We start from the raw sequence: 20679 nt of genomic DNA on the forward strand, positions 1-20679 counted from the left end.
GGATACACCGGAACTAGCGCATGCCCTTCGAGACCGTCTGGGCCATTTCATCCGAGGCCTGGATGACCTTGGCATTCATTTCGTAGGCGCGCTGGGCGGAGATCAACTCGGTGATTTCCTTGACCGGGTCGACGTTCGAGGCTTCGAGATATTGCTGGTTGATCTTGCCGTAGCCGGAATCGCCGGGCAACCCGACGACCGGCGTGCCGGACGCCGTGGTCTCGCGGTAGAGATTGCTGCCCAGCGGTTCGAGGCCGGCCTCGTTGGCGAAATTGGCGAGATTGAGCTGGCCGATTTGCCTCGGGTTCACTTCCGTATCCAGCTTGGCAAACACCTGTCCGGTCTGGTTGACCGTGACCTGAACCGTTCCCTGCGGCACCGTGATTGCGGGATCCAGCAGATAGCCGTCGGTCGTGACGAGCTGGCTGTTGGCGTTGGTGTTGAACGAGCCCGCGCGGGTATACTGCACCTCGTTATTCGGGCCGAGCACCTGAAACCAGCCGCGGCCGTTGATCGCCATGTCGTAGGGATTGCCGGTCTGCGTGAGCGCGCCCTGGATGTGCAGCTTGCGGATCGCCGCCGACTTGACGCCGAGGCCGAGATTGGCGCCTTCCGGGATCGGCGACGAGCCGCTGGTGTTGGCAACGCCCTGCATGCGGTCCATCTGGTAGAACAGATCGGTGAACTCGGCACGCGCCCGCTTGTACGAGGTCGAGTTGATGTTGGCGATGTTGTTCGCGATGACTTCGATGTTGGTCTGCTGGGCGTTCATGCCCGTGGCCGCGATGGCAAGCGATTTCACAGCGTCACTCCTTGATCAGATCGACATCCGGACGACTTCTTGGTAGGCCTGCACGACCTTGTCGCGAACTGCGACCGCCGTCTGCAAGGCCTGCTCGGCCGACATCAGCGCCTCCACGACGCGCCGCGTCGATTCTTTGCCCTGCATCGCCGAGATCGAGGCCGCCTCGCCCGCCTTCAGCGTCCCGATCGCGTCCGTCGTCACCTGCTTCATGACAGATTCGAATCCGACGTCGGCGCCGGACTGGATCGCGGGAGTCGCCGTCGACGAGATGGCCTGCGCCTCGGTCGCGCGGCTCGCCGCTTGCCCGGCCGAAATCGCTGTGGATGAAATTGCTTCAAGCATTGTCAGCTCCTCAGCAGGTCGATGGTCATGCCCAGCATCGACCTCACCTGTTTCACGACCTGCAGATTGGCTTCATAGGACCGGTTGACTTCCCGCATGTCCGCCATCTCGATCATCATGTTGACGTTCGGCAGCTTGACGTAGCCGGCCTTGTCGGCGGCGGGATGCCCCGGCTCGTACTCCACGCGGTACGGCGTGGTGTCGACGCCGATTTCCTTGACCTTCGCCAGCTGAGCGCCCGAGGCGCGGTCCATCGCGGCATCGAAGGTGATCGTCTTGCGTTGATAGGGATCGGCGCCGGCGGCGCGCCCCGTCGACGTCGCGTTGGCGAGATTCTCCGAGACGATGCGCATGCGCGTCGACTGCGCTTCGAGCCCGGAGCTCGCGACCGTCAACGAGGATTGCAGTGAGTCCAGCATGTCAGTTCACCTCAGGTCTTCGCGCTCGACAGCAGCATGCGGTGAAACGACCGCACGACCGCCGAGTTCATCGAGTAGTCGCGACTGACGTCGCTGCCCTTGATCATTTCCTGCTCGAGACTGACGGAGTTGCCGGAGTGAACCACGTCCCAGCTATCCTTTTTCGCGGTTGCCCGCGTGTCGCTCTCGGCAGCGGAGAGTTGCATGTGCGACGGCGACGTGGTCGCCAGTCTCACTGGCGTGCTGTCGAGCACCTTGTTGAAGGGCTCGACGTCGCGCGCCTTGAAGCCCGGCGTGTTGGCGTTGGCGACGTTGGTGGCGATCGTCGATTGGCGGAGCTCGAGGTATCGCGCCTGCGACGATGCGAGTTCGAAGAGATAGAGCGGTCCCACGGCAGCACCATTCTGGTTCAGACGGTGTAACCTTAGGGTCGCAAGCTTTCGTCAGGCTGATGGAAGGGACGCCGTCCTCGGAATTCTACTGGACCTTCTCGGACCGCGGCGTCTGCTTGGACTGCAGGAAGTAGATGATCTCGGCAACCGGCCGGAAGAACTCCGCCGGAATCACCTGGTCGACCTGAACCGCCTCGTAGAGCGCGCGCGCCAGCGCCTTGTTCTCGATCACCGGAATCCGGTTCTGCTCGGCGACTTCGCGGATCTTCAGCGCAATCACGTCCATGCCCTTCGCCACGACGATCGGCGCCGGATTTTCCTCGCGATTGTAGCGCAGCGCGATCGCGAAGTGCGTGGGGTTCGCGATCACCAGCGTCGCCCGCGATGCGGAGGCGATCATGCGTTGGCGCGAGCGGTCGCGCGCCAGCGAGCGCAGGCGCGCCTTGATCAGCGGATCGCCTTCGGCCTGCTTGTGCTCGTCCTTGATCTCCTGCCGCGTCATGCGCAGCTCGCGCCGCCAGTGGAAGCGCGCCCATGCGAGATCCACCGCTACCAGGACGATGGTCGCGATGCAGATCGCCGAGACGATTCGCATGGCGATGTTGAGAATCATCTCCGGCAGCGCGACCGGGTCGGTGTACATCGCCTCGAACGCCTTCGCTTCCGACGAGCGCAGCACGAACGCGACGACGACGGTGACCGCGGCGAGCTTGAACAGCGACTTGGCGAACTCGACGAGGCCCTGCGATCCAAACAGCCGGCTCCAGCCGCTGAGCGGAGAGATTCGGGACAGGTCCGGCGTGATGCGCTGGAGCACCAGGCTGGGAGCATTTTGCAACAGCGAGGCGGCCAGCCCGAAGGCTGCCAGAGTGACGACCAGCGGCGTCAGGAAGCGCAGTGCCTGAAGCCCGACCACGATGAGCAGATTCTGGGCGTCGGCCCCGGTGCTGAGAGGGAAGCCGTCGGGATCATCGAGAAAGCCCGTCAGCATCGGCGTCAATTGCTGAACGCCCTGGCCGATCAGGAACGCCTGGATCACCATCAGCGCAGCCATCGAGGCGAAGATGGAAGCCTCCCGAGAGACCGGGATTTTGCCCTGTTCGAGCGCATCGCGGACTTTTTTCTCGGTCGGCTCTTCTGTCTTGCTCTCCTGATCGGTTGTTTCTGCCATGCCCGTTCAGCGGTCAGCGGAAGACCAGCTCATCCTCCTGCTCGGGGTTGAGCTCGATTTCGCCCTTTTCCGCGAGGTCAAGCGCGAGGTCGGTGATCACGCGCCGCGCCTCCAGCACGTCGCGCTGGTTCGACGGCTCGCCGATGGCGAGTTCGTGCTCGACGACCCGGCGGACGCGCGAGGCGACCGAGGACAGGATCATCTCGCGGAAGTGCTTGTCGGTGCCCTTCAGCGCGATGACGATGCGATCGGTCGGCACCTGGTCGAAGATCATGGTGCGCGCCTTCGGCGTCAGGTTGGTGACGTCGTCGAAGGTGAAGAGCAGCTCCTTCAGCACTTCGGCCGACTTCGGCCGCTTCTCCGACAGGCTCTTGAGCATGTCCTCGATGTGTCCGCGCTCCATCTTGTTGATGATGTCGGCGACGCGGGCATAGGTGTCCGCGCCGAGGTTGCGGGCGAAGTTCAGCGTCAGATCCTCATGCAGCGTCTTCTCGAGGACCCTCATGGCGTCGTCGACGATCGGCTTGAGGCTGAGCACGCGCCGCATCAGCTCGTTGCGCAGGCTCGACGGCAGCTGGCTCATGACCTTGGCGGCGCAGGACGGCTTGACCTTGGACAGGATGAGCGCCGCGGTCTGCGGATGCTCCTTGGACAGGTAGCTTGCCAGCGAGTTCTCCGACACCGACGAGACGCGATCCCACACGGACCGGCTCGAATTGCCCAGCAGGTCCGACATGATGGCCGAGACCTGGTCGGCCGGAAGCACGTCGCCGAGCACGGCTTCCAGGCCACCGAGGGTGCCGAGAATGTTGGCACCCATCGAGAATTGCTGGGCGAACTCCTCGACGATCGCTTCGAGTTCCTGCGCCGTAATCGGCCGCAGCTCGGCCGCGGCCTTTGTAACGGTGCGGATATCCTGCGGCTCGAACTGCGCGAGTACGCTCGCGGCCGCCTGCCGGCCCATGGCGAGCAGGAGTGCCGCGACCTTCTCTGTCCCGCCCAGCGTGGCAACGCCTCGCTGCTTGATGGGAGCCATGCCGACCTGTGCCGCCATGGTCAGGTATCACCCTGCCCCAACGGGCCGACAATCTCGGTGAGCGAGACGCCGAAGCGGGAATTGTCTTCTTCGACCACGACCACCTCGCCGCGGGCGACGACGCGGCCGTTGACGACGACGTCGACGGGTTCGCCGACCCTGTGGTCGAGCGGAACCACCGCGCCGCGGCCGAGCTTCATCAAATTTGCCACCGGAATGGTCGCCGATCCCAGCACGACCTGCATGGTCACGGGAATGCGCAGGATGGCATCGACATTGGCGAACTTGCCGGTCTCCTCCGCGGTGCGCGCGGCAATCTCCGCCAACCGCTCCAGCGGAGATGTTTCGGTATGCCCCTCGTCGGCCGATGCTGACTCATAGTCGAAGGATTGCGCCATCTGGTATCGCCTCTTGGTATTTCCGCTCCCGGAGCGCCGCGACGTTCCGATCGTATTTATTGCGCCGGCTTCGGCTTCAATGCTTGTTCACGTCGGCGCCGCCCGCGCTCGCTGCGGATGCGAGCCCGCTCCTCGCATCGAGCGCCGCGATCGCCTCGTGGGCCTGATCGATCTTCGTGCTCAGCACGTTGGCGAGCCGTCCGAGATTTGCGGTGGAATCATGCGCCGCGGTGATGACCGTGTCGAAGGCGCCCGCCGTCTCCTGGACGATGGTCGAGAACTCGCCCTGGTAGCTGCGCAACCGCGCCAGCTCGCGATGCATCCGGGTCACCCGCATGCTGGTGAAGGCGAGCGCGATCAGCAGCACGGCATCAACGAGATAGGATATCATCGACGAACTCCCGTTTCTGATCGACAGGATCTGCCACCTGCATGGCGTAATAGCCATCAAGCTGACCGATCTGACACCAGAACAGCACCTGGTTGTTGCTCTCGAGCCGAGCCAGCGTGCGCGGCGTGGCTTCGAGCTCGAGCACCTGGCCGACCTGGAACTTCACGACGTCGCCGAGCGAAATCATTTTTTCGTCCAGCACGGCGCTCAGCGTCACCTCGGTGCGGTGAACTTCGGTCTCCATCTGCTCGCGCCAGCGCGGATCGGCCGCGCGGCCGTCGCTGACGACGACGGTCGCGAGCTTCTGCCTCAGCGGGTTGAGCGCGGAGTGCGGAATGATGAGGAACATCTGACCGCCGCGGTAGAGCGCCTGCAGCATGATGTTCGCGCAGATCGACATGTTGCCGCTCCGCCCGATCGCCAGCGATGCCATGGCGGTCTCGACCCGCTCGACGCGGAAAGTGACATTGGAGGTGCCGGCGAAAGCGGATTGCAGCGCCTTGGCGAACCGCTCGAACAGCGCCTGGACCAGGCGGATCTCGATGTTCGAGAAGCTGCGCTCGACGTCGAGCGGCGGTTCGGCGCCGTCGGAGCCGAACATCGCCTCGACCATCGTGAACACGAAGTCGCGGTCGAGCATGATGATGATGCGGGAGTCCCACTGCTCGGCATAGAGCACGGCCGCAACCGCATTGGCCTCGTAGTCCTTGATGATGTCGCCGACACGGTCGTTGGTGATGCCGTTGACCGAGAAATAGCATGGCGTTCCAGCCATCGGCTGCAGGCTGTCCGTGCACGACGCCGCCATGCGATCGAAGATCACATTGAGCATCGGCATGCGCTCGATCGAGATGCCGGCGGCGTCCAGCAGATAGTTCGGCAGCGGCTTGCGCTGATCGACGTCGAGGGCTTCCATCATGATGCGCGCGCAGCCTTCGGTTCAACCTCGGTCACGACCGCCTTGGGTCCCGCGATCGTCTCGTTCTCGACGACGTCGATCGAGGGTCGCTCGGGGCTCGCGATCATCTTGCGGCCGTGCTCGACGGCGATCTGCGGCATGGCGCCGTTCATGAACGCCAGCAGCGTCTGCTTGACGATGATGTAGGGCCGGCAACGCTTTTCGCGCGTCATCTTCACCTTCATCGCGAAGGGCGAAATGATGCCGTAGGACAGGAAAATGCCGGCGAAGGTGCCGACGAGGGCGGCGCCGATGAAGCCGCCCAGCAGCTTCGGCGACTGGTCGAGCGCACCCATGGCCTTGATGACGCCGAGCACCGCGGCGACGATGCCGAGCGCGGGCAGCGCTTCCGAGACCACCACCAGCGCATGGTAGGGCGCCAGCTTGCTCTTCACGATGGTGTGTATCTCCTCGTCCATCAGCGCTTCGATCTCATGCGTTCGCGCGTTACCCATGATGATGAGACGGACGTAGTCGCAGATGAACTGGAGCAGCGACGGATCTCCGAGCACGCTCGGGAACGCCTTGAAGATCTCGGAGGACGCGGGATCGTCGATATGCGCCTCGACCTCGTTGCGGCCCTTGCCCCGCAGCTCCCGCATCAGCGCGTGCAGCGCGCCGAGCAGATCGAGATAGTAGCGTTGACCGGGCACCGCCCCTGTCACTGCCTGCACGCAGGCAAGCCCGGTATCCGCGACCGTCTTCCAGGGATTGGCCATGATGAAGGTGCCGGCCGCGGTGCCCATGATGATCACGAACTCCCAAGGCTGCATCAGCACGCCCAGATGCCCGCCCATGGCGGCAAATCCGCCCAGCAGTGCCGCTACCGTGATGACGATCCCCACGAAACTGCCCAACGCGCCGCTCCATCACCGATCCCATCGGGAATATCTAGTCGGCGAGCCTTGCGCGAGGCTGGCTTCCCCCTCGCCAGCCTCGCGCAAGCGATTCACGGCAGCTTGGGACGACGTCGCGAAAGCGGCCAGAGGGGCGCGGGTCATGCTATCCACCATCGCGGACTACACCAGACTGACCAAGGACATGGGCAAGTCGCTGACACAGGTCGCGACGCAGCCGGACGTCAGCCGCGACACCGATTACTTCCTCAGCCACATCGGCAACGTGAAGACCATCGACGACTTCCTGAAGGACTATCGTCTCTACTCCTACGCGATGAAGGCATATGGCCTCAGCGACATGACCTACGCCAAGGCGTTTATGCGCAAGGTGCTGACCGAGGGTATCGCCGACAACAAGACCTTCGCCAACAAGCTGACCGACATCCGCTACCGGCAATTCGCCGCCGCCTTCAATTTCGCCGCCCTCGGCGACAAGGCGACCCAAACCGCCGCGGCCACGACCGGCACGGCGACCCAATACGTCACGCAGACGATGGAGGAGAAGGCCGGCGACCAGAACGAGGGCCTGCGGCTGGCGCTCTATTTCACGCGCAAGGCTTCCACGATCACCAATTCCTACCAGATCCTCGCGGACAAGGCGATGACGCAAGTGGTCCAGACGGCGCTCGGCCTGCCGTCGACGATCAGCTCGGCTGATATCGATGCCCAGGCCAAGATGATCACGAGCAAGATCAAGCTCACCGATTTCCAGGATCCGGCCAAGGTCACCAAATTCGTGCAGCGCTTCGCGGCGATGTGGGATGCGACCCGGGCCCAGAGCGAGACCTCGACCAACCCGGCGCTGGTCCTGATCGGCGGCGCCACGACGTCGATTGGCATGGATACCAACGTGCTCACGACACTTCAGAACATCAAGTTCAACAGGTAAGTCATGCAATCGGCCCTCTATGTAGGATTGTCGGCGCAGGTCGCCCTCGAAAAGCGCCTCCAGACGATCGCCAACAACGTCGCCAACGTCAACACGGCGGCGTTCCGCACCGACGTGGTGAAGTTCGAGACGGTGTTGTCCAAGGCGGGCGTGAACCCGGTCGCCTTCTCCTCGCCCGGCGACAACATCATCTCGCGCGAGATGGGCAGCATCACCGAGAGCGGCAACCCGCTCGATGTCGCCGTGGTCGGACAGGGCTGGATCGCCTTCGCCGGTCCGAACGGCACGGTCTATACGCGCGACGGTCGACTCCAGATCGCCGCCAACGGCGACCTTCAGACCGTCTCCGGCTTCCCCGTCATCGATTCCGGTGGCGCGCAAATCACCCTCGATCCGAACGGCGGACCGGTCTCGATCGCGCGCAGCGGCGCGATCACCCAGGACAACAACGAGATCGGCACCATCGGCCTGTTCAACATTCCCGCCGACGCCAATCTCGACCGCTACGGCAATTCGGGCGTCACGCCCAACCGGCCTGCGACCGCCATCGCCGACTTCTCCCGCGACGGCTTCAAGCAGGGCTATGTCGAGGGCTCGGGCGCCAATCCGATGATGGAATTGACGAAGCTGATCGCGGCCTCGCGCGCCTTCGACGGCACCAATTCAATGATCGAGGGCACTGAGAGCTCGCTCCAGAACGCAATCCGGACGCTGGGCGAACCCGGCAAATAGACTGCGCCCCGCGCGCAATGAGGTTGGACGGTTTCCTTGAACGCTCTTCGGCAACTTGAGTGGGCGCTGCTGGAGCTTCAGCAGAGCACTCCCCTGGCAAGCGTCAGCGGCGCGATCTCCGAGATCGCGTCGACGCATTTCCGTGTCTCCGGCCTGTCGCGCTTCGTCAGGCTCGGCGAACTGATCGGCGTCAACTCCGGCGGCAAGCCCCAGATCGGCGAGGTGGTGCGGATCGACAGCGAGGGCATCATCGCCAAGCCGTTCGACCGGCAGTTCGCCGGCGGCCTCGGCTCGGTCGCCTACCGGATGCCTCCTTTGTCCTTCGCACCCGATCCGAGCTGGAAGGGCCGCGTCATCAACGCGCTCGGGGCGCCGCTGGACGGACAGGGCCCTCTCACCCCCGGGTCGCGTCCGGTCTCGGCCGAGGCGGAGGCGCCTTCGGCCATGAAGCGCGCGCGGGTCCACAAGCCGCTGCGCACCGGCGTACGCGTCATCGATTTGTTCGCCCCGATCTGCGCCGGCCAGCGCGTCGGCATCTTTGCCGGCTCCGGTGTCGGTAAATCGACGCTGCTTGCGATGCTCGCCCGCAGCCAGGGTTTTGACACCGTCGTGCTGGCCCTGGTGGGCGAGCGCGGCCGCGAGGTGCGCGAGTTCATCGAGGACGTGCTGGGCGCCGACCGTCACCGCGCCGTCACGATCGTGTCGACGGGCGACGAGAGCCCGATGATGCGGCGACTGGCGCCGAAGACGGCCATGGCGGTCGCCGAATATTTCCGAGACCGGGGCGAATCGGTCCTGCTCATGGTCGATTCGATCACCCGGTTCGCCCACGCCGCCCGTGAAGTCGCGCTCGCCGCAGGTGAGCCCGCAGTCGCGCGCGGCTACGCACCCACCGTCTTCACCGATCTGCCGCGCCTTCTGGAGCGCGCCGGACCCGGCGACGAGGGGTCCGGGACGATCACCGGGATTTTCTCCGTGCTGGTGGACGGCGACGATCACAACGAGCCGATCGCCGATACCATCCGCAGCACACTTGATGGGCACATCGTGCTCTCCAGGCACATCGCCGACCAGGCACGTTACCCGGCGGTGGACGTTCTGGGTTCGGTCTCCCGTCTCGCCCATAACGTCTGGGACCCCGAAGAGCGCGAATTGGTGAGCAAGCTGCGCGCCATGATCGCCAAATACGAGGACACGCGCGACCTTCGCCTGATGGGCGGATACCAGGCGGGACGTGATTCGGGGCTCGACCAGGCGGTCGACATGGTCCCGAGAATCTATGGCGCGATGCGGCAGGACGCTTCGGCTCCGCCAAGCGCCGATCCGTTCCGCGAGCTGCGGGACATGCTCAAGGGCGACTAGCAAGTCTCAGCTTGAGTCGGGGCGCGAGGCGCCCGCGATCGCACCTTGCTCGTTGTTTTCGACAGGCGATTGCGCATGCCGCCACGCTTCCAGCGCATGCACATGCACGCCCGTCTCCGGTTTCAGCCGTGATCGCCTCCACCGTTCGGGTGAGGGAAATCGTGCAGCCGCGCCGAATGCGACTGAACCGGCGACTTCTCGATCCGACCCGGACAACCGCCGCGTGTAATTCCTGTGAGTTCCCTCGGACGGTTCTTGGCAGAACGCACAAGTTGTGGATGACATGCCGACGCACATCGTCGTCATGCACAAGCTTCGGTCAACTTGCATCAACGACAGCCAACAACGTGCCGTGCAATAAAACCGTCGCATAGTTGCGTGCATGTTGCTCGTGGGACAGCGTATTGCGTTCACCATCATGTGTCCCGAAGAGCGAGATTGTCTTGAACGTTACATTCGCCTGCGACGACATCCTGTCTGCGAGATGGTCTCTACTTGATTTTGTTGAGAAGGTCATTCATCGTTTCGTCGGAAGATAAGAAACGTCTGCGTGTGACTTGAACCTTAGGGGCTTCGGTTGAACTACTCCGATCCATCGTCTGCTGGCGACGGCTATTCGGGCTCCCGTACGACAACGCCGCGAATGGCATACCATCAGCAACACCGCTTACCGTGCCATAGCTTGCAGTGCCCATTGGTCCAGGTCGGGGGCCGGGCAGTCCGTGCTTTCACGCGAGAGAAGAGCACGGTGCATGTGTCGAACATTGCCGGTAGTACGGCTTCTCGCAAACGGCTCATTCGCGACGGCGGAAGGCGGCTCGGGGGCGCCGCAAACGTGACTCCCGGGGCAAGGTAGGAATTCATGCCATTGGCAAGAGAAGCCGTGGAGCTGCTGGTTCAGGCAGCGAGGGCTTGGTATTTCGAAGGCGATCAGCATGGGTTGCGCGATCGGGAATGGATGGCGCTGCGCTTTCTCGGCCGCGCCAACAGGTTTTCGCGCACGCCGTCCGCGCTCGCCGGCTTCATCGGCGCAACCAGGGCAACTGCATCGCAGATCGTGAAGACGCTGGAGAGCAAGAGCTTCCTGGTGCGAAAACCGTCGCACGAAGACAAGCGTTCTGTCGTGCTGCACGTCACCGCACAGGGCGAGAAGTGCCTGAGCCAGCACGATCCGATCAATCACGTGCTGAACGCGGTCACGGCGCTCGGACCCGACGAGTGCGTCAGGCTGCGCGATTCGCTGCGCGACATCCTCAATCACCTCGACGCAGCACATCAGCGGCTCGATGCCAGCGTCTGCCGGGACTGCATGTTTCTTGCCGAACGCGGGCCGGGTACCGGCAAGGGACGCGCAACGGCGGAATTCATGTGCCGTTTGTATCGCGCCCCGGTCTCGCTCGAGGAGACCGAACTGCTCTGCACCAGTTTCGAGCGCACCCGCGACCGCCCCAAGATCGAGGAGCATCTCGACCGCGCGCGCATGGCGAACCAGGGGTGAGGCACGCGAGCGTTGCTGCGCAGAGCTGCGACCCAGCGGCGACATGGCGTAATGCGGCGACAGACTGGATTGCTTCGCTGCGCTCGCAATGACGGAGTATGAGGCGGTAGCCGCACTCTTCCAGCTCGCATTTTGAATTGCAGACACAGCTTCGCATCCTCGCGGCGCGATTCGCCCGAGTTTTGCTTCGTCACTCCACCCTCTTGTCCAAGAGGGCGCAGGGAAGGCCGGGTGCCGGCTGGCACCCGCGGTCCGCTGCGCGAAGATGTAGCGCAAGGAAACCGCACAGCAGCATACAGGTGTAGCCAATCACTCGGCCTTCCCTGCGCGATGGTTGGACGGCTTATGCCGTGCTCTCCCGGGAGCCGAGTTCCTGCTGGCCTCCCTCGCTCTCACAGAAGTCGTCGACACCGCGCCGGTTGACGCAGATGCCGCATCCGCAAGAGCTTGACCGTAGCAACGACGGCCAGGACCACACGGTTTTGCCGTACGCACGGCCCGCCATTTCGCCGCAGTTTTCCCAGCCCTGTCGGCAAAGCCGGAAACTTACAGACGAGACGAAGCCTAGCAGCGCCGCTCGTCGGAACGAAGCCTTGGGCTCACGGAGAGCAATCCGCCCTGCCCTTAGCCTCTCGCACCCGAACGCTGCCGCGTCCACCGCAAGCCCGGCTCGCGAACGTGACGACCACAAGATCGCCCCTCAAGGATAAGCCGGGATGCGCGACACATACGCCATTTCCGAATTTCGGTAAAGTGGAATATTTTCGCGAAGATAGATTGACAGAGGGCGACACAGAGGAGGTCCCGTAGCCCGGATGGAGTGCAAGCGTAATCCGGGAAGGTACCGAACGCTGGGCCGAGCAGCCCCGGATGCACTCCGCCCGATCCCGCCATGTCATATTCGCCCGGCCCTTGTATCCATTATCCCAGTTGCCATCCTCACGCACTTTGCCTTACATGCCCGCCAAACTCGGCCGCGGATGACGGCCGGGGCTCAAAAATCACAAATTGGCAAAGGGACGAGGCATGGCGCGTAACATCCTGATTCTCGGGGCTTCCTACGGCTCCCTGCTGGGCACGAAGCTGCTGATGGCGGGACACAACGTGACCTTGGTCTGCCGCGCCAAGACCGCGGAGCTGATCAACCGCGAGGGGACCGAGGTGCGCATCAAGTTGCGTGACGAGGCGGTTCACCGCGCCATCTTCTCGCGCGACCTGCCCGGCAAGCTCGACGCCGTGACACCCGCCAATGTGGAGTTGTCGCGCTACGACATGGTCGGCCTTGCGATGCAGGAGCCGCAATACACCAACCACACGGTGCGCGTTCTCATGGTCAGGATCGCCGCGGCGAAGCTGCCGTGCCTGTCGATCATGAACATGCCGCCGCTGCCCTATCTGAAACGGATTCCCTCGCTCGCAGACATGGATCTCGAGGAGGCCTACACCAACGCGCAGGTGTGGGAGCGCTTCGAGCCGGGGCTCGTAACCCTGTGCTCGCCCGACCCGCAGGCGTTCCGTCCGCCGGAAGAGGCTGCGAACGTGCTTCACGTCGGTCTGCCCACAAATTTCAAAGCATCCGTGTTCGCCGACGAGAGGCACAACAAGGTGCTGCGCGAGCTCGAAGCCGACATCGATGCGGTGACCCTCGACGGCCACGACGTGCCGGTGAAGCTGAAAGTGTTCGATTCTCTGTTCGTGCCGCTGGCGAAATGGTCGATGCTGCTGACCGGCAACTACCGCTGCATCACGCCACACGAGCCGCAGTCGATCCGCGACGCCGTGCACGGTGATCTCGCGCGCTCGCAGACGATCTACGAGCATGTCGACGCCATCGCCCGGCGTCTGGGCGCCGATCCGCAGGATCAGGTGCCGTTCGCGAAATACGCCAAGGCCGCCGAGAGCCTGCTGAAGCCGTCATCGGCCGCACGCGCGGTGGCCGGCGGCGCGCCCTTCATCGAGCGCGTCGATCTGCTGGTCAAGCTGATCTCGCATCAGCTCGGCGCGCCCAATGCAGAGATCGACCGCACGGTCGAGACCGTGGACCTGAAGCTCAACGAGAAGATCGTGCAGGGCGGATCGGGCGCGCTGTAACACCATCGGCGCGGCAGCCTTGCTGCCCGGAATTGGCACATCGATCGCGATCAGGCGCAATTCGGACCGTCCCCGGGACGCCACCGATTTGCGCAAACATCGCATCCATGCGAGTTCTAGCCATGCGAGTTGCCGAATTATCCGCCGCGCGACGGGCCGGCAGGCGGTTCCGCAGGTTCCCGACCGGCGCGCAATCGTCAGATGGAAGGCAGAAGAACAAGTAGTCGAAGATGGATCAGGCGACGTTGCAGGTCGTTCGCGCCGTGGAAGCCGGCGCAACGACGATAAAGGGCGTCATTGACGCGACCGGCTTGTCCCGCCTCAAGATCGAGCGCGCATTGAACGCACTCGAGAAACAGCGGCTGCTCGTTCGCGATAGCCAGGGGTTCAGGGCAGCCGGTCGAACTGCGCCGCCGCCCACCCGGCAATGCGGCTCGTGCAATGCCTGCTGCGACATCCTCGAAGTGGCCGGCGTCGACAAGCCGGTAAACCAGCTGTGCAAGCATTGGCAGACAGGCACCGGGTGCACCATCTACGAGCGCCGTCCCCAGATGTGCCGTTCATTCGTCTGCGCCTGGCTGCAAGGCCATCTCGACGAGGACTGGTTTCCGGCGAAGTCGGGCATCATCGTGCATTTCAGCCAGGACGCCGTGAACGTGACGGTCGATGACCATTGCCCCGACCGCTGGCGCGAGGAGCCCTATTTCAGCAAGCTCGCCGAATGGTCGCTGAACGGCATCAAGCGAATCGGAAATCGCGGCTACGCGACGCTCGTCGTCTCCGGCGCCGACCGGTTCCTGCTGCTCGGGCGCACCGTCGTTCCCGAGCCGACGCTGTTCGGCACCGCGTTCCTGCCGCTCACCGCCGACACCTTCCGATTCTGGCGGGCGAAATCCCCGGAGCATTTGCAGCGGCTGCACGAGCGCATCGCCGAAATCGAGCGGATCAGGCAGGAATTCGGCTCCTGCGCCATTCCCTCGAATGAGGACGACGATCCACAAGCCCCCTATCGGCCCGCACTTCTACGTTTGTCGCGTCACGCCTAAACTGCGCCGTGGGCAACGGACCATGATTTGCGCCGTGGCGCTCGACGCGCCGCGGCCGGGTTGATAAGCCCCTGTCCGCGAATGATGGGACTTGAGTCGGGCATGACGGTTGCGATCGAGATGGGGCAGACCACGGCGGGCGCCGCGGCGGCCATGGACCTCGAGGAACTGCTGGCGACCCGCCTCCTGGTGCAGGGCAATTCGGGCTCCGGAAAATCACATCTGCTGCGGCGGTTGCTGGAGCAGAGCGCGCCTTGGGTGCAGCAGGCCATCATCGATCCCGAAGGCGATTTCGTCTCGCTGGCGGAACATTTCGGCCATCTCGTGATCGAGGCCGAGGATCACACCGAACGCGGCCTTCAGGTTGCCGGCGAGCGCGCGCGGCTGCATCGCGTCTCCACCGTGCTCAATCTCGAAGGGCTCGACGCCGAGAACCAGATGCGCCGTGCCGCGGCCTTCCTTGGCGGACTCTTCGACGTCGGGCGCGACCATTGGTACCCGATGCTGGTGGTGGTCGACGAGGCGCAGCTGTTTGCGCCTGCGGTCGCGGGCGAAGTCTCTGACGAAGCGCGAAAGCTTTCGCTCGGCGCGATGACCAATCTGATGTGCCGCGGCCGCAAGCGCGGGCTTGCCGGGATCATCGCGACCCAGCGGCTGGCAAAGCTCGCCAAGAACGTCGCGGCCGAAGCGTCGAACTTCCTGATGGGCCGCACCTTCCTCGACATCGACATGGCGCGCGCCGCCGACCTGCTCGGCATGGAGCGGCGGCAGGCCGAATCCTTTCGCGATCTCGAACGCGGACAATTCATGGCGCTCGGCCCCGCGCTGTCACGCCGGCCGCTGCGTTTGAACATCGGCGCGACCGAAACCCAGCCGCGCAATTCCACGCCGCGGCTGATGCCGATGCCTGAAGCGGCACTCGAAAATATGCGCGCCGTGATCCTCGCCGCGCCGCCGCCCGATGCCAGCCGGCCGCAGCGCCGGCCCGCGCCCGATCTGCTCGAACAGCTCCGCGCCGCGAAGGCTGCGGCACCGGAGATCGGCCCCGAAATGATCGAGGTCCCGATCAGTGCCGAGGAGCTCGCGGAGCGGCGCGAACGCGTCGATCGAACCCTGCGTGCCGTGCTCGCCGCGCCCGATGCCGGCTTCCGCGCGGTCGGCGTGCTCTACCAGGAGTTCGTGGTCCGCTGCCGCATCGAGGGGCTCGGCTCGGCGGTACCCGACCTCACCGAATTCCGCCGCATGCTGACACGCGCACGCGCCGGGCTCGGCGCCGAGCATGCCGAGGACGATGCCTGGCAGGACGTTTCGCTTCGCGCTTCGATCCTGCCCGACGACATGCAGGGCGTGTTCATGATGATCGCGCGCGCGGCGAAAGAAGGCTGGCCGTGTCCCGGCGACGCCGCCATCGCACGTGCCTACGGCTCGCATTCGCTGCGCCGGGCGCAACGCCTGCTCGGCTACATGGAAGAGCAGGGCCTGATCGTCTGCCAGCTCGACGGCGCCGGCCGCAGGTTCGTGACGCTGGTGGAACTGGCCTGGGCCACCGCGCCGGGCGATCCCAACGCCGACGATCTGCCGGCGGAGCAGGTCGCGAGCGCGGCGTCGGCTTGAGCCAGCGGATTGTCGATCAGGCCGCTTCGGTGGCCTCGGCGCCGATAAGCGCATCCGCCGCGCGCCGCCGCTCAACTGCAAACATGCGCCGATAGAGCACGACCGAGACGAGCCAGGCGATCACGAACAACGCGACCACGGCGAAGCCGACATTGGCGAGCGAGTCGTTGAGCGCGTCAACCAATGCCCACACGCCGCCGGTCAGGCCGAGCCGGTCCGCGATCAGCCCGAGCGCCTCGATGCCGCCGATCAACAGCGCCACTGCCACGGAAGCCCCTGTGATCGTGAGGTTGTACCAGAGCTTTCGCAGCGGATCGACAAAGGCCCAGCGATAGGCGCTCACCATCAGTGCCGAGTCGGCGGTATCGACCAGCGCCATGCCCGACGCGAACAGCGCGGGGAAGACCAGGACATCGGCAAACGAAGCGCCGCGCGCGGCTTCGCCGGCGGAGATGCTGAGCAGGCCGATTTCGGTCGCGGTGTCGAAGCCAAGCCCGAACAAAAAGCCGAGCGGATACATGTGCCAGGGTTTTGTCACCAGGCGGAACATCGGGCCGAGCAGCCGCGCCAGAAGACCGCGATTGGCAAGCAGGGCATCGAGGCCCTCGGCGTCGTGAATCCCCTGCTCCCGTGCCGCGCGAAACGTCCGCCACAGGCCGGCGAAGATGACGAGATTGATGGCCGCGATCACCAGCAGGAACAGCGCCGACACCGAGGTGCCGATGAAGCCGCCGATCTCCTTGAGCAGGCTGTCGCCACCGAGGCTCACGACGCCGAGCGCGAGCAGCATGGTCGCGACCACGACGATTGTGGAATGGCCGAGCGCGAAATAGAGGCCGACGCTGCGCGGCGCGCCGCCGGCCTGCATCTGTTTGCGCACGACATTGTCGATGGCGGCGATGTGGTCGGCATCGACGGCGTGGCGCAGGCCGAACACCCAGGCGAGCAGCGCGGTCGCCATCACCATCGGCTTGTCACCGAACGCCGCGAAGGCCCACGCCCACGCCGCGATGTTGGCCGCGATCAACCCGCCGAACAGCAGCACCATCCCGGGCTCGACCGCCCGCAAAGACCATCTCGTCACGACAATCATTCCGTCTGCTGCACGCCCCATCGCACGGGCGGTATGATCTTTTCATAAGATGGTCATACTGACCAGTGCAATCCCGGAGGGGGCGGCACGGTTCTGCAGCAGTGCTTGCGGGCGTCTCGAACCATGCAGGCCATGATGGCGCTACGCCGCCTCGGAGCCGCCGAGATAAGCGTCGCGGATGCGCGGATCGTCCTTCAGCGCGCGGGCGGAGCCGGAGAGAACGATCTTGCCGGTCTGGAGCACGTAGGCCTCGTGCGCGATCTCGAGCGCGAGGCTGGCGTTCTGCTCGACCATGAAGACCGAGACGCCCTCCTGGTTGATGGTGCGGATCAGCTCCAGCACGCGGTCAACGTAAAGCGGCGACAAGCCCATGGTCGGCTCGTCCATCACGATCATCCTGGGACGGCTCATCAGCGCGCGCACCATCGCGACCATCTGCTGCTCGCCGCCCGAGAGCGAGCCGGCGCGCTGCGACAGCCGCTGGCCGAGCTTCGGGAACAGCGTGAGCATCTTGTCGAGATCCTGCGCGATCGCCTCACGGTCGTCGCGCACGAAGGCGCCCATCAGGATGTTCTCGCGCACGCTCATGTCCGCGAACAGGCGCCGTGCCTCCGGCACCGAGGCGATGCCGCGGCGGACGATCTGCGGCGTGGTCAGTCCGAGCAGCGAGGCGCCGTCGAAAGTCACGTCACCGGAACGCGGCTTCACCAGGCCTAAAATGATCTTCATCGTCGTCGATTTGCCGCTGGCGTTGCCACCGAGCAGGCAGACGATGTGGCCGCGCGGCACTGATATCGACAGGTCAAAATGCACCTGGGCCTGGCCGTAGAAGGTATTGACGTCGGTGAGCGCGAGCAGCGCATCGGGAGGCGAGTTCGTCATGCCGCGCTCTCCTCCTTCGTCGTCAGGCCGTGGCCGAGATAGGCCTCGATCACCTTGGGATCGCCGCGCACGGCTTCGCCCGGGCCTTCCGCGATTTTCTTGCCCTCGTCCATGACGATGACGCGGTCGGAGAGGCGCATCACCATTTCGAGCTTGTGCTCGATCAGCAAGATCGTCAGGCCTTCGGCCTTCAGCTCGGCGACGAGCCCCTGCATCTCCGTGGTCTCGGTCGGGTTCATGCCGGCGGTCGGCTCGTCCAGCAGCAGCAGACGCGGCTTCAGCGCGAGCGCCCGCGCGATCTCGACGCGGCGGCGATTGGCGTAGGAGAGGCTGTAGGCCGGCTGGTCGATGCGCGGCAGCAGCCGTTCGCCGAAGCGCGCGAGAATGACCTTCACCTCTTCGCGCAAGCGCTCCTCCTCGGCCTTGACGCTGGCGGGGCGCAGCAACGCCAACCCTAATTCCAGCAATGGCCCGATCACCGGCACGGCCGGCTTGACCGCACGCAGCCGCGTGTGGGCACCGATCAACACGTTATCCATCACGCTGAGATTGCCGAAGACGCGGCCGAGCTGGAACGTGCGCGCGATGCCTGCGGCGGCGAGCCGCTCCGGCGAGAGACCCGTGATGTCCTTATCTTCGAAGCTAACCGTCCCGGCGTCCGGCAGGTCAAGCCCGGTCACCAGATTGAACAACGTCGTTTTGCCGGCCCCGTTCGGGCCGATGATGCTGATCAGCTCGCCTTTGGCGAGATCGAGATCGATGGCGTCGACGGCGGTCAGGCCGCCGAAACGCCGCGTCAGCCCGCGCAGGGACAGCATGGTCGTGCTCATCACATCGTCCCCAACAAGCCTTGCGGTCTGAACCGCACCAGCAGCAGCAGCACGATGCCGTAGATCAGGATGCGATACTCCGCCGCGATGCGGAACACTTCCGGAAGGCCGACCAGCGCGACCGCTCCGACGATGGCGCCGACGACATTGCCGAGGCCGCCGAGGATCACCACGGTCAGCGCCAGGATGGATTGCTGCGTGTTGAAGGTCTCGTGGTTGATGTAGGAATAGAGATGCGCGGCGATGCCGCCACTGACTCCGGCGGCAAAGCCGCCGAAGATGAAGGCCAGCGATTTGTAGCGATTCAGGCTGAGCCCATAGGCGCGCGAGGCGATGTCGTCGTCGCGGATGGCGCGAAAGCTGCGGCCGAGATGGGAGCCGAGCAGGCGTCCCTGCAGCAGCGCCAGCACCACCATCACGATGAAGCTGAACCAGTAGATCGAAATCGGGCTGACCAGCTCATAGCCAAACGGCGACAGCGGCGGGATGCCGGAGATGCCGATCGGCCCGCGCGTGACGCTCTCCCAGTTCAGGATCACCAGCGAGACGATCTCGCCGATCGCGAGCGTCGCGATCGACACATAATGTCCGCGCAGCCGGAACGACGGCGAGATCAGCGCCGTGCCGAGCGCAGCACTCATCAGGCCGCCACCGATGATGGCAAGGCCGACCGGCACGGCGAACGTGAGCGACAGCAGCGCGGAGGTGTAGGCCCCGATCGCGAGCAGCGCGGCGTGTCCCAGCGAGACCTGACCGATCGTGCCTGCAACCAGGGTGAGGCTCAGCGCGAGCATGCCGAGCAGCCAGGCGTTGATCAGGGTCTGGAGCACATAGAACGACACCGGCAACAGCGGCAGGATCGCAAAGACGGCGGCAGCGATCAGCAGAGCCCAGCGCGGAATGCGCACCGGCCGGCTCGGCGCGATGAAGGTGCCGGTGAGCGGCTCGGGCGGCGCCTGCCGGGCGCTGGCGAACAGGCCGTTTGGCCGCAGCACGAGCACGACGACCAGCAGCAGGAACGCGAACAGATTGCGGTAGCTGGTGCCGAACACGGCGACGCCGTAGCTCTCGACCAATCCGAGCAGCAGGCTTCCGATCACCGCACCCGGCACATTGCCGGCACCGCCGACGACTTCGGCGACGACGCCCTTGAGCGTCGCCTGCAGGCTCATCGCGGTGTCGATCTGGTTGTAGTACATGCCGACCAGCAGGCCGGAAACGCCGCCGAGCGCAGCCGCAATGCCGAACACGGCCTGATTGACGCGATTGACGTCGACGCCCATTTGCATCGCGGCGTCGCGGTCCTGCGCGGTGGCACGCACGGCCCATCCGAGCTTGCTGTAGCGCAGGAACACGAACAGCAGCAACGCGCTGGTGAGGCCGACGCCGGCGATGAGGAGATCGAGCGGTCCGATCGTGCCGCCGCCGATCTGGAAACGGACATCCGGCAACTGGCTCGGCAGCGCGCGCGGATTGGGCGAGAAGGTCAGCATTACGAGCTGATCGAGCACGAAGCTGATGCCTATGGTCGCCAGCAACGGCGCGATGCGCACCGAGTTTTGCAGCGGACGCAGCCCAAACCGCTCGATGATCAAGCCCACCAGCGCCGCCGCCACCGCGACCACGATGATGGTGAGCGGGAGCGGCGTATGCAGCTGCACCACCGCGACCCAGCCGATATAGGCGCCAACGAGATAGATCGAGCCTTGCGCAAAGTTGATCAGCCGGCTGACGCCGAAGATCAGCGCCAGCCCGACCGCAACGAGGGCGTAGACGTTACCGACGATCAGCCCGTTGATCGTGTAGTCGAGCCAGGAAGACACGCAGAAAA

21 protein-coding genes are annotated in these 20679 nt (G+C 64.7%); 7 read left to right on the forward strand and 14 right to left on the reverse strand.

The window, feature by feature from the left end; all coding sequences use genetic code 11:
• Positions 1-13: 13 nt before the first annotated feature.
• From flgG to motA, 10 genes are all read right to left on the reverse strand, one after another.
• Positions 14-802: a flagellar basal-body rod protein FlgG gene (gene flgG, locus IVA75_RS33070; protein ID WP_007595892.1), complete on the reverse strand. Its 789-nt coding sequence runs from the start codon at positions 800-802 to the stop codon at positions 14-16.
• A 15-nt stretch (positions 803-817) separates the two neighbouring features.
• A complete protein-coding gene (locus IVA75_RS33075; RefSeq protein WP_027570478.1) occupies positions 818-1147 on the reverse strand; it encodes a flagellar hook-basal body complex protein FliE in 330 nt (109 codons plus the stop codon).
• Positions 1148-1149: 2 nt separating this feature from the next.
• Positions 1150-1566, reverse strand: a complete 417-nt coding sequence (gene flgC / locus IVA75_RS33080) for a flagellar basal body rod protein FlgC (protein WP_007595894.1) — start codon at positions 1564-1566, stop codon at positions 1150-1152.
• An 11-nt stretch (positions 1567-1577) separates the two neighbouring features.
• On the reverse strand, positions 1578-1958 hold the full coding sequence (flgB, locus tag IVA75_RS33085; RefSeq protein ID WP_027519862.1) for a flagellar basal body rod protein FlgB: 381 nt from the start codon (positions 1956-1958) through the stop codon (positions 1578-1580).
• An 85-nt stretch (positions 1959-2043) separates the two neighbouring features.
• Complete coding sequence (gene flhB / locus IVA75_RS33090) at positions 2044-3129, reverse strand: flagellar biosynthesis protein FlhB (RefSeq protein ID WP_247287743.1); 1086 nt, start codon at positions 3127-3129, stop codon at positions 2044-2046.
• 13 nt (positions 3130-3142) lie between these two features.
• Positions 3143-4183 (reverse strand): flagellar motor switch protein FliG, encoded by a 1041-nt coding sequence (locus IVA75_RS33095; RefSeq protein ID WP_027570476.1) that lies wholly within the window; start codon positions 4181-4183, stop codon positions 3143-3145.
• Positions 4184-4185: 2 nt separating this feature from the next.
• Positions 4186-4563, reverse strand: coding sequence for a flagellar motor switch protein FliN (gene fliN / locus IVA75_RS33100; protein WP_247287742.1), 378 nt, complete (start codon positions 4561-4563; stop codon positions 4186-4188).
• A gap of 76 nt (positions 4564-4639) precedes the next feature.
• Positions 4640-4954, reverse strand: coding sequence for a hypothetical protein (locus IVA75_RS33105; protein ID WP_247287741.1), 315 nt, complete (start codon positions 4952-4954; stop codon positions 4640-4642).
• Positions 4935-5873: a FliM/FliN family flagellar motor switch protein gene (locus IVA75_RS33110; protein WP_007613971.1), complete on the reverse strand. Its 939-nt coding sequence runs from the start codon at positions 5871-5873 to the stop codon at positions 4935-4937. Before IVA75_RS33110 ends, IVA75_RS33105 begins: the two co-directional genes overlap by 20 nt.
• A complete protein-coding gene (gene motA, locus IVA75_RS33115; RefSeq protein WP_007613972.1) occupies positions 5870-6769 on the reverse strand; it encodes a flagellar motor stator protein MotA in 900 nt (299 codons plus the stop codon). Before motA ends, IVA75_RS33110 begins: the two co-directional genes overlap by 4 nt.
• 142 nt (positions 6770-6911) lie before the next feature.
• On the opposite strand from motA, the gene IVA75_RS33120 reads away from it, so the two are divergent.
• From IVA75_RS33120 to IVA75_RS33150, 7 genes are all read left to right on the forward strand, one after another.
• Positions 6912-7700: a DUF1217 domain-containing protein gene (locus tag IVA75_RS33120; protein ID WP_247287740.1), complete on the forward strand. Its 789-nt coding sequence runs from the start codon at positions 6912-6914 to the stop codon at positions 7698-7700.
• 3 nt (positions 7701-7703) lie between these two features.
• A complete protein-coding gene (flgF, locus tag IVA75_RS33125) occupies positions 7704-8432 on the forward strand; it encodes a flagellar basal-body rod protein FlgF (protein WP_247287739.1) in 729 nt (242 codons plus the stop codon).
• Positions 8433-8468: 36 nt separating this feature from the next.
• Positions 8469-9794, forward strand: a complete 1326-nt coding sequence (gene fliI, locus IVA75_RS33130) for a flagellar protein export ATPase FliI (protein ID WP_247287738.1) — start codon at positions 8469-8471, stop codon at positions 9792-9794.
• Positions 9795-10656: 862 nt separating this feature from the next.
• A complete protein-coding gene (locus IVA75_RS33135; RefSeq protein WP_027570472.1) occupies positions 10657-11292 on the forward strand; it encodes a MarR family transcriptional regulator in 636 nt (211 codons plus the stop codon).
• Between the two features lie 1026 nt (positions 11293-12318).
• Positions 12319-13383 (forward strand): 2-dehydropantoate 2-reductase, encoded by a 1065-nt coding sequence (locus IVA75_RS33140; RefSeq protein WP_247287737.1) that lies wholly within the window; start codon positions 12319-12321, stop codon positions 13381-13383.
• 230 nt (positions 13384-13613) lie between these two features.
• Positions 13614-14429, forward strand: coding sequence for a YkgJ family cysteine cluster protein (locus IVA75_RS33145; protein ID WP_247287736.1), 816 nt, complete (start codon positions 13614-13616; stop codon positions 14427-14429).
• 102 nt (positions 14430-14531) lie between these two features.
• Entirely contained in the window at positions 14532-16043 is a 1512-nt protein-coding gene (locus tag IVA75_RS33150; protein WP_247287734.1) for an ATP-binding protein, read from the forward strand.
• 16 nt (positions 16044-16059) lie between these two features.
• On the opposite strand, the gene IVA75_RS33155 is transcribed toward IVA75_RS33150, so the two are convergent.
• The 4 genes from IVA75_RS33155 to IVA75_RS33170 form a co-directional block, all read right to left on the reverse strand.
• Positions 16060-17091: a HoxN/HupN/NixA family nickel/cobalt transporter gene (locus tag IVA75_RS33155; RefSeq protein ID WP_247288295.1), complete on the reverse strand. Its 1032-nt coding sequence runs from the start codon at positions 17089-17091 to the stop codon at positions 16060-16062.
• Positions 17092-17277: 186 nt separating this feature from the next.
• Positions 17278-18018, reverse strand: a complete 741-nt coding sequence (locus IVA75_RS33160) for an ABC transporter ATP-binding protein (RefSeq protein ID WP_247287733.1) — start codon at positions 18016-18018, stop codon at positions 17278-17280.
• Complete coding sequence (locus IVA75_RS33165; protein ID WP_247287732.1) at positions 18015-18848, reverse strand: ABC transporter ATP-binding protein; 834 nt, start codon at positions 18846-18848, stop codon at positions 18015-18017. The genes IVA75_RS33160 and IVA75_RS33165 overlap by 4 nt, the downstream gene beginning before the upstream one ends.
• Positions 18848-20671, reverse strand: a complete 1824-nt coding sequence (locus IVA75_RS33170) for an ABC transporter permease (RefSeq protein WP_247287731.1) — start codon at positions 20669-20671, stop codon at positions 18848-18850. Before IVA75_RS33170 ends, IVA75_RS33165 begins: the two co-directional genes overlap by 1 nt.
• Positions 20672-20679: the final 8 nt, after the last annotated feature.

This window comes from Bradyrhizobium sp. 134, assembly GCF_023074155.1.
Lineage (GTDB): Bacteria > Pseudomonadota > Alphaproteobacteria > Rhizobiales > Xanthobacteraceae > Bradyrhizobium.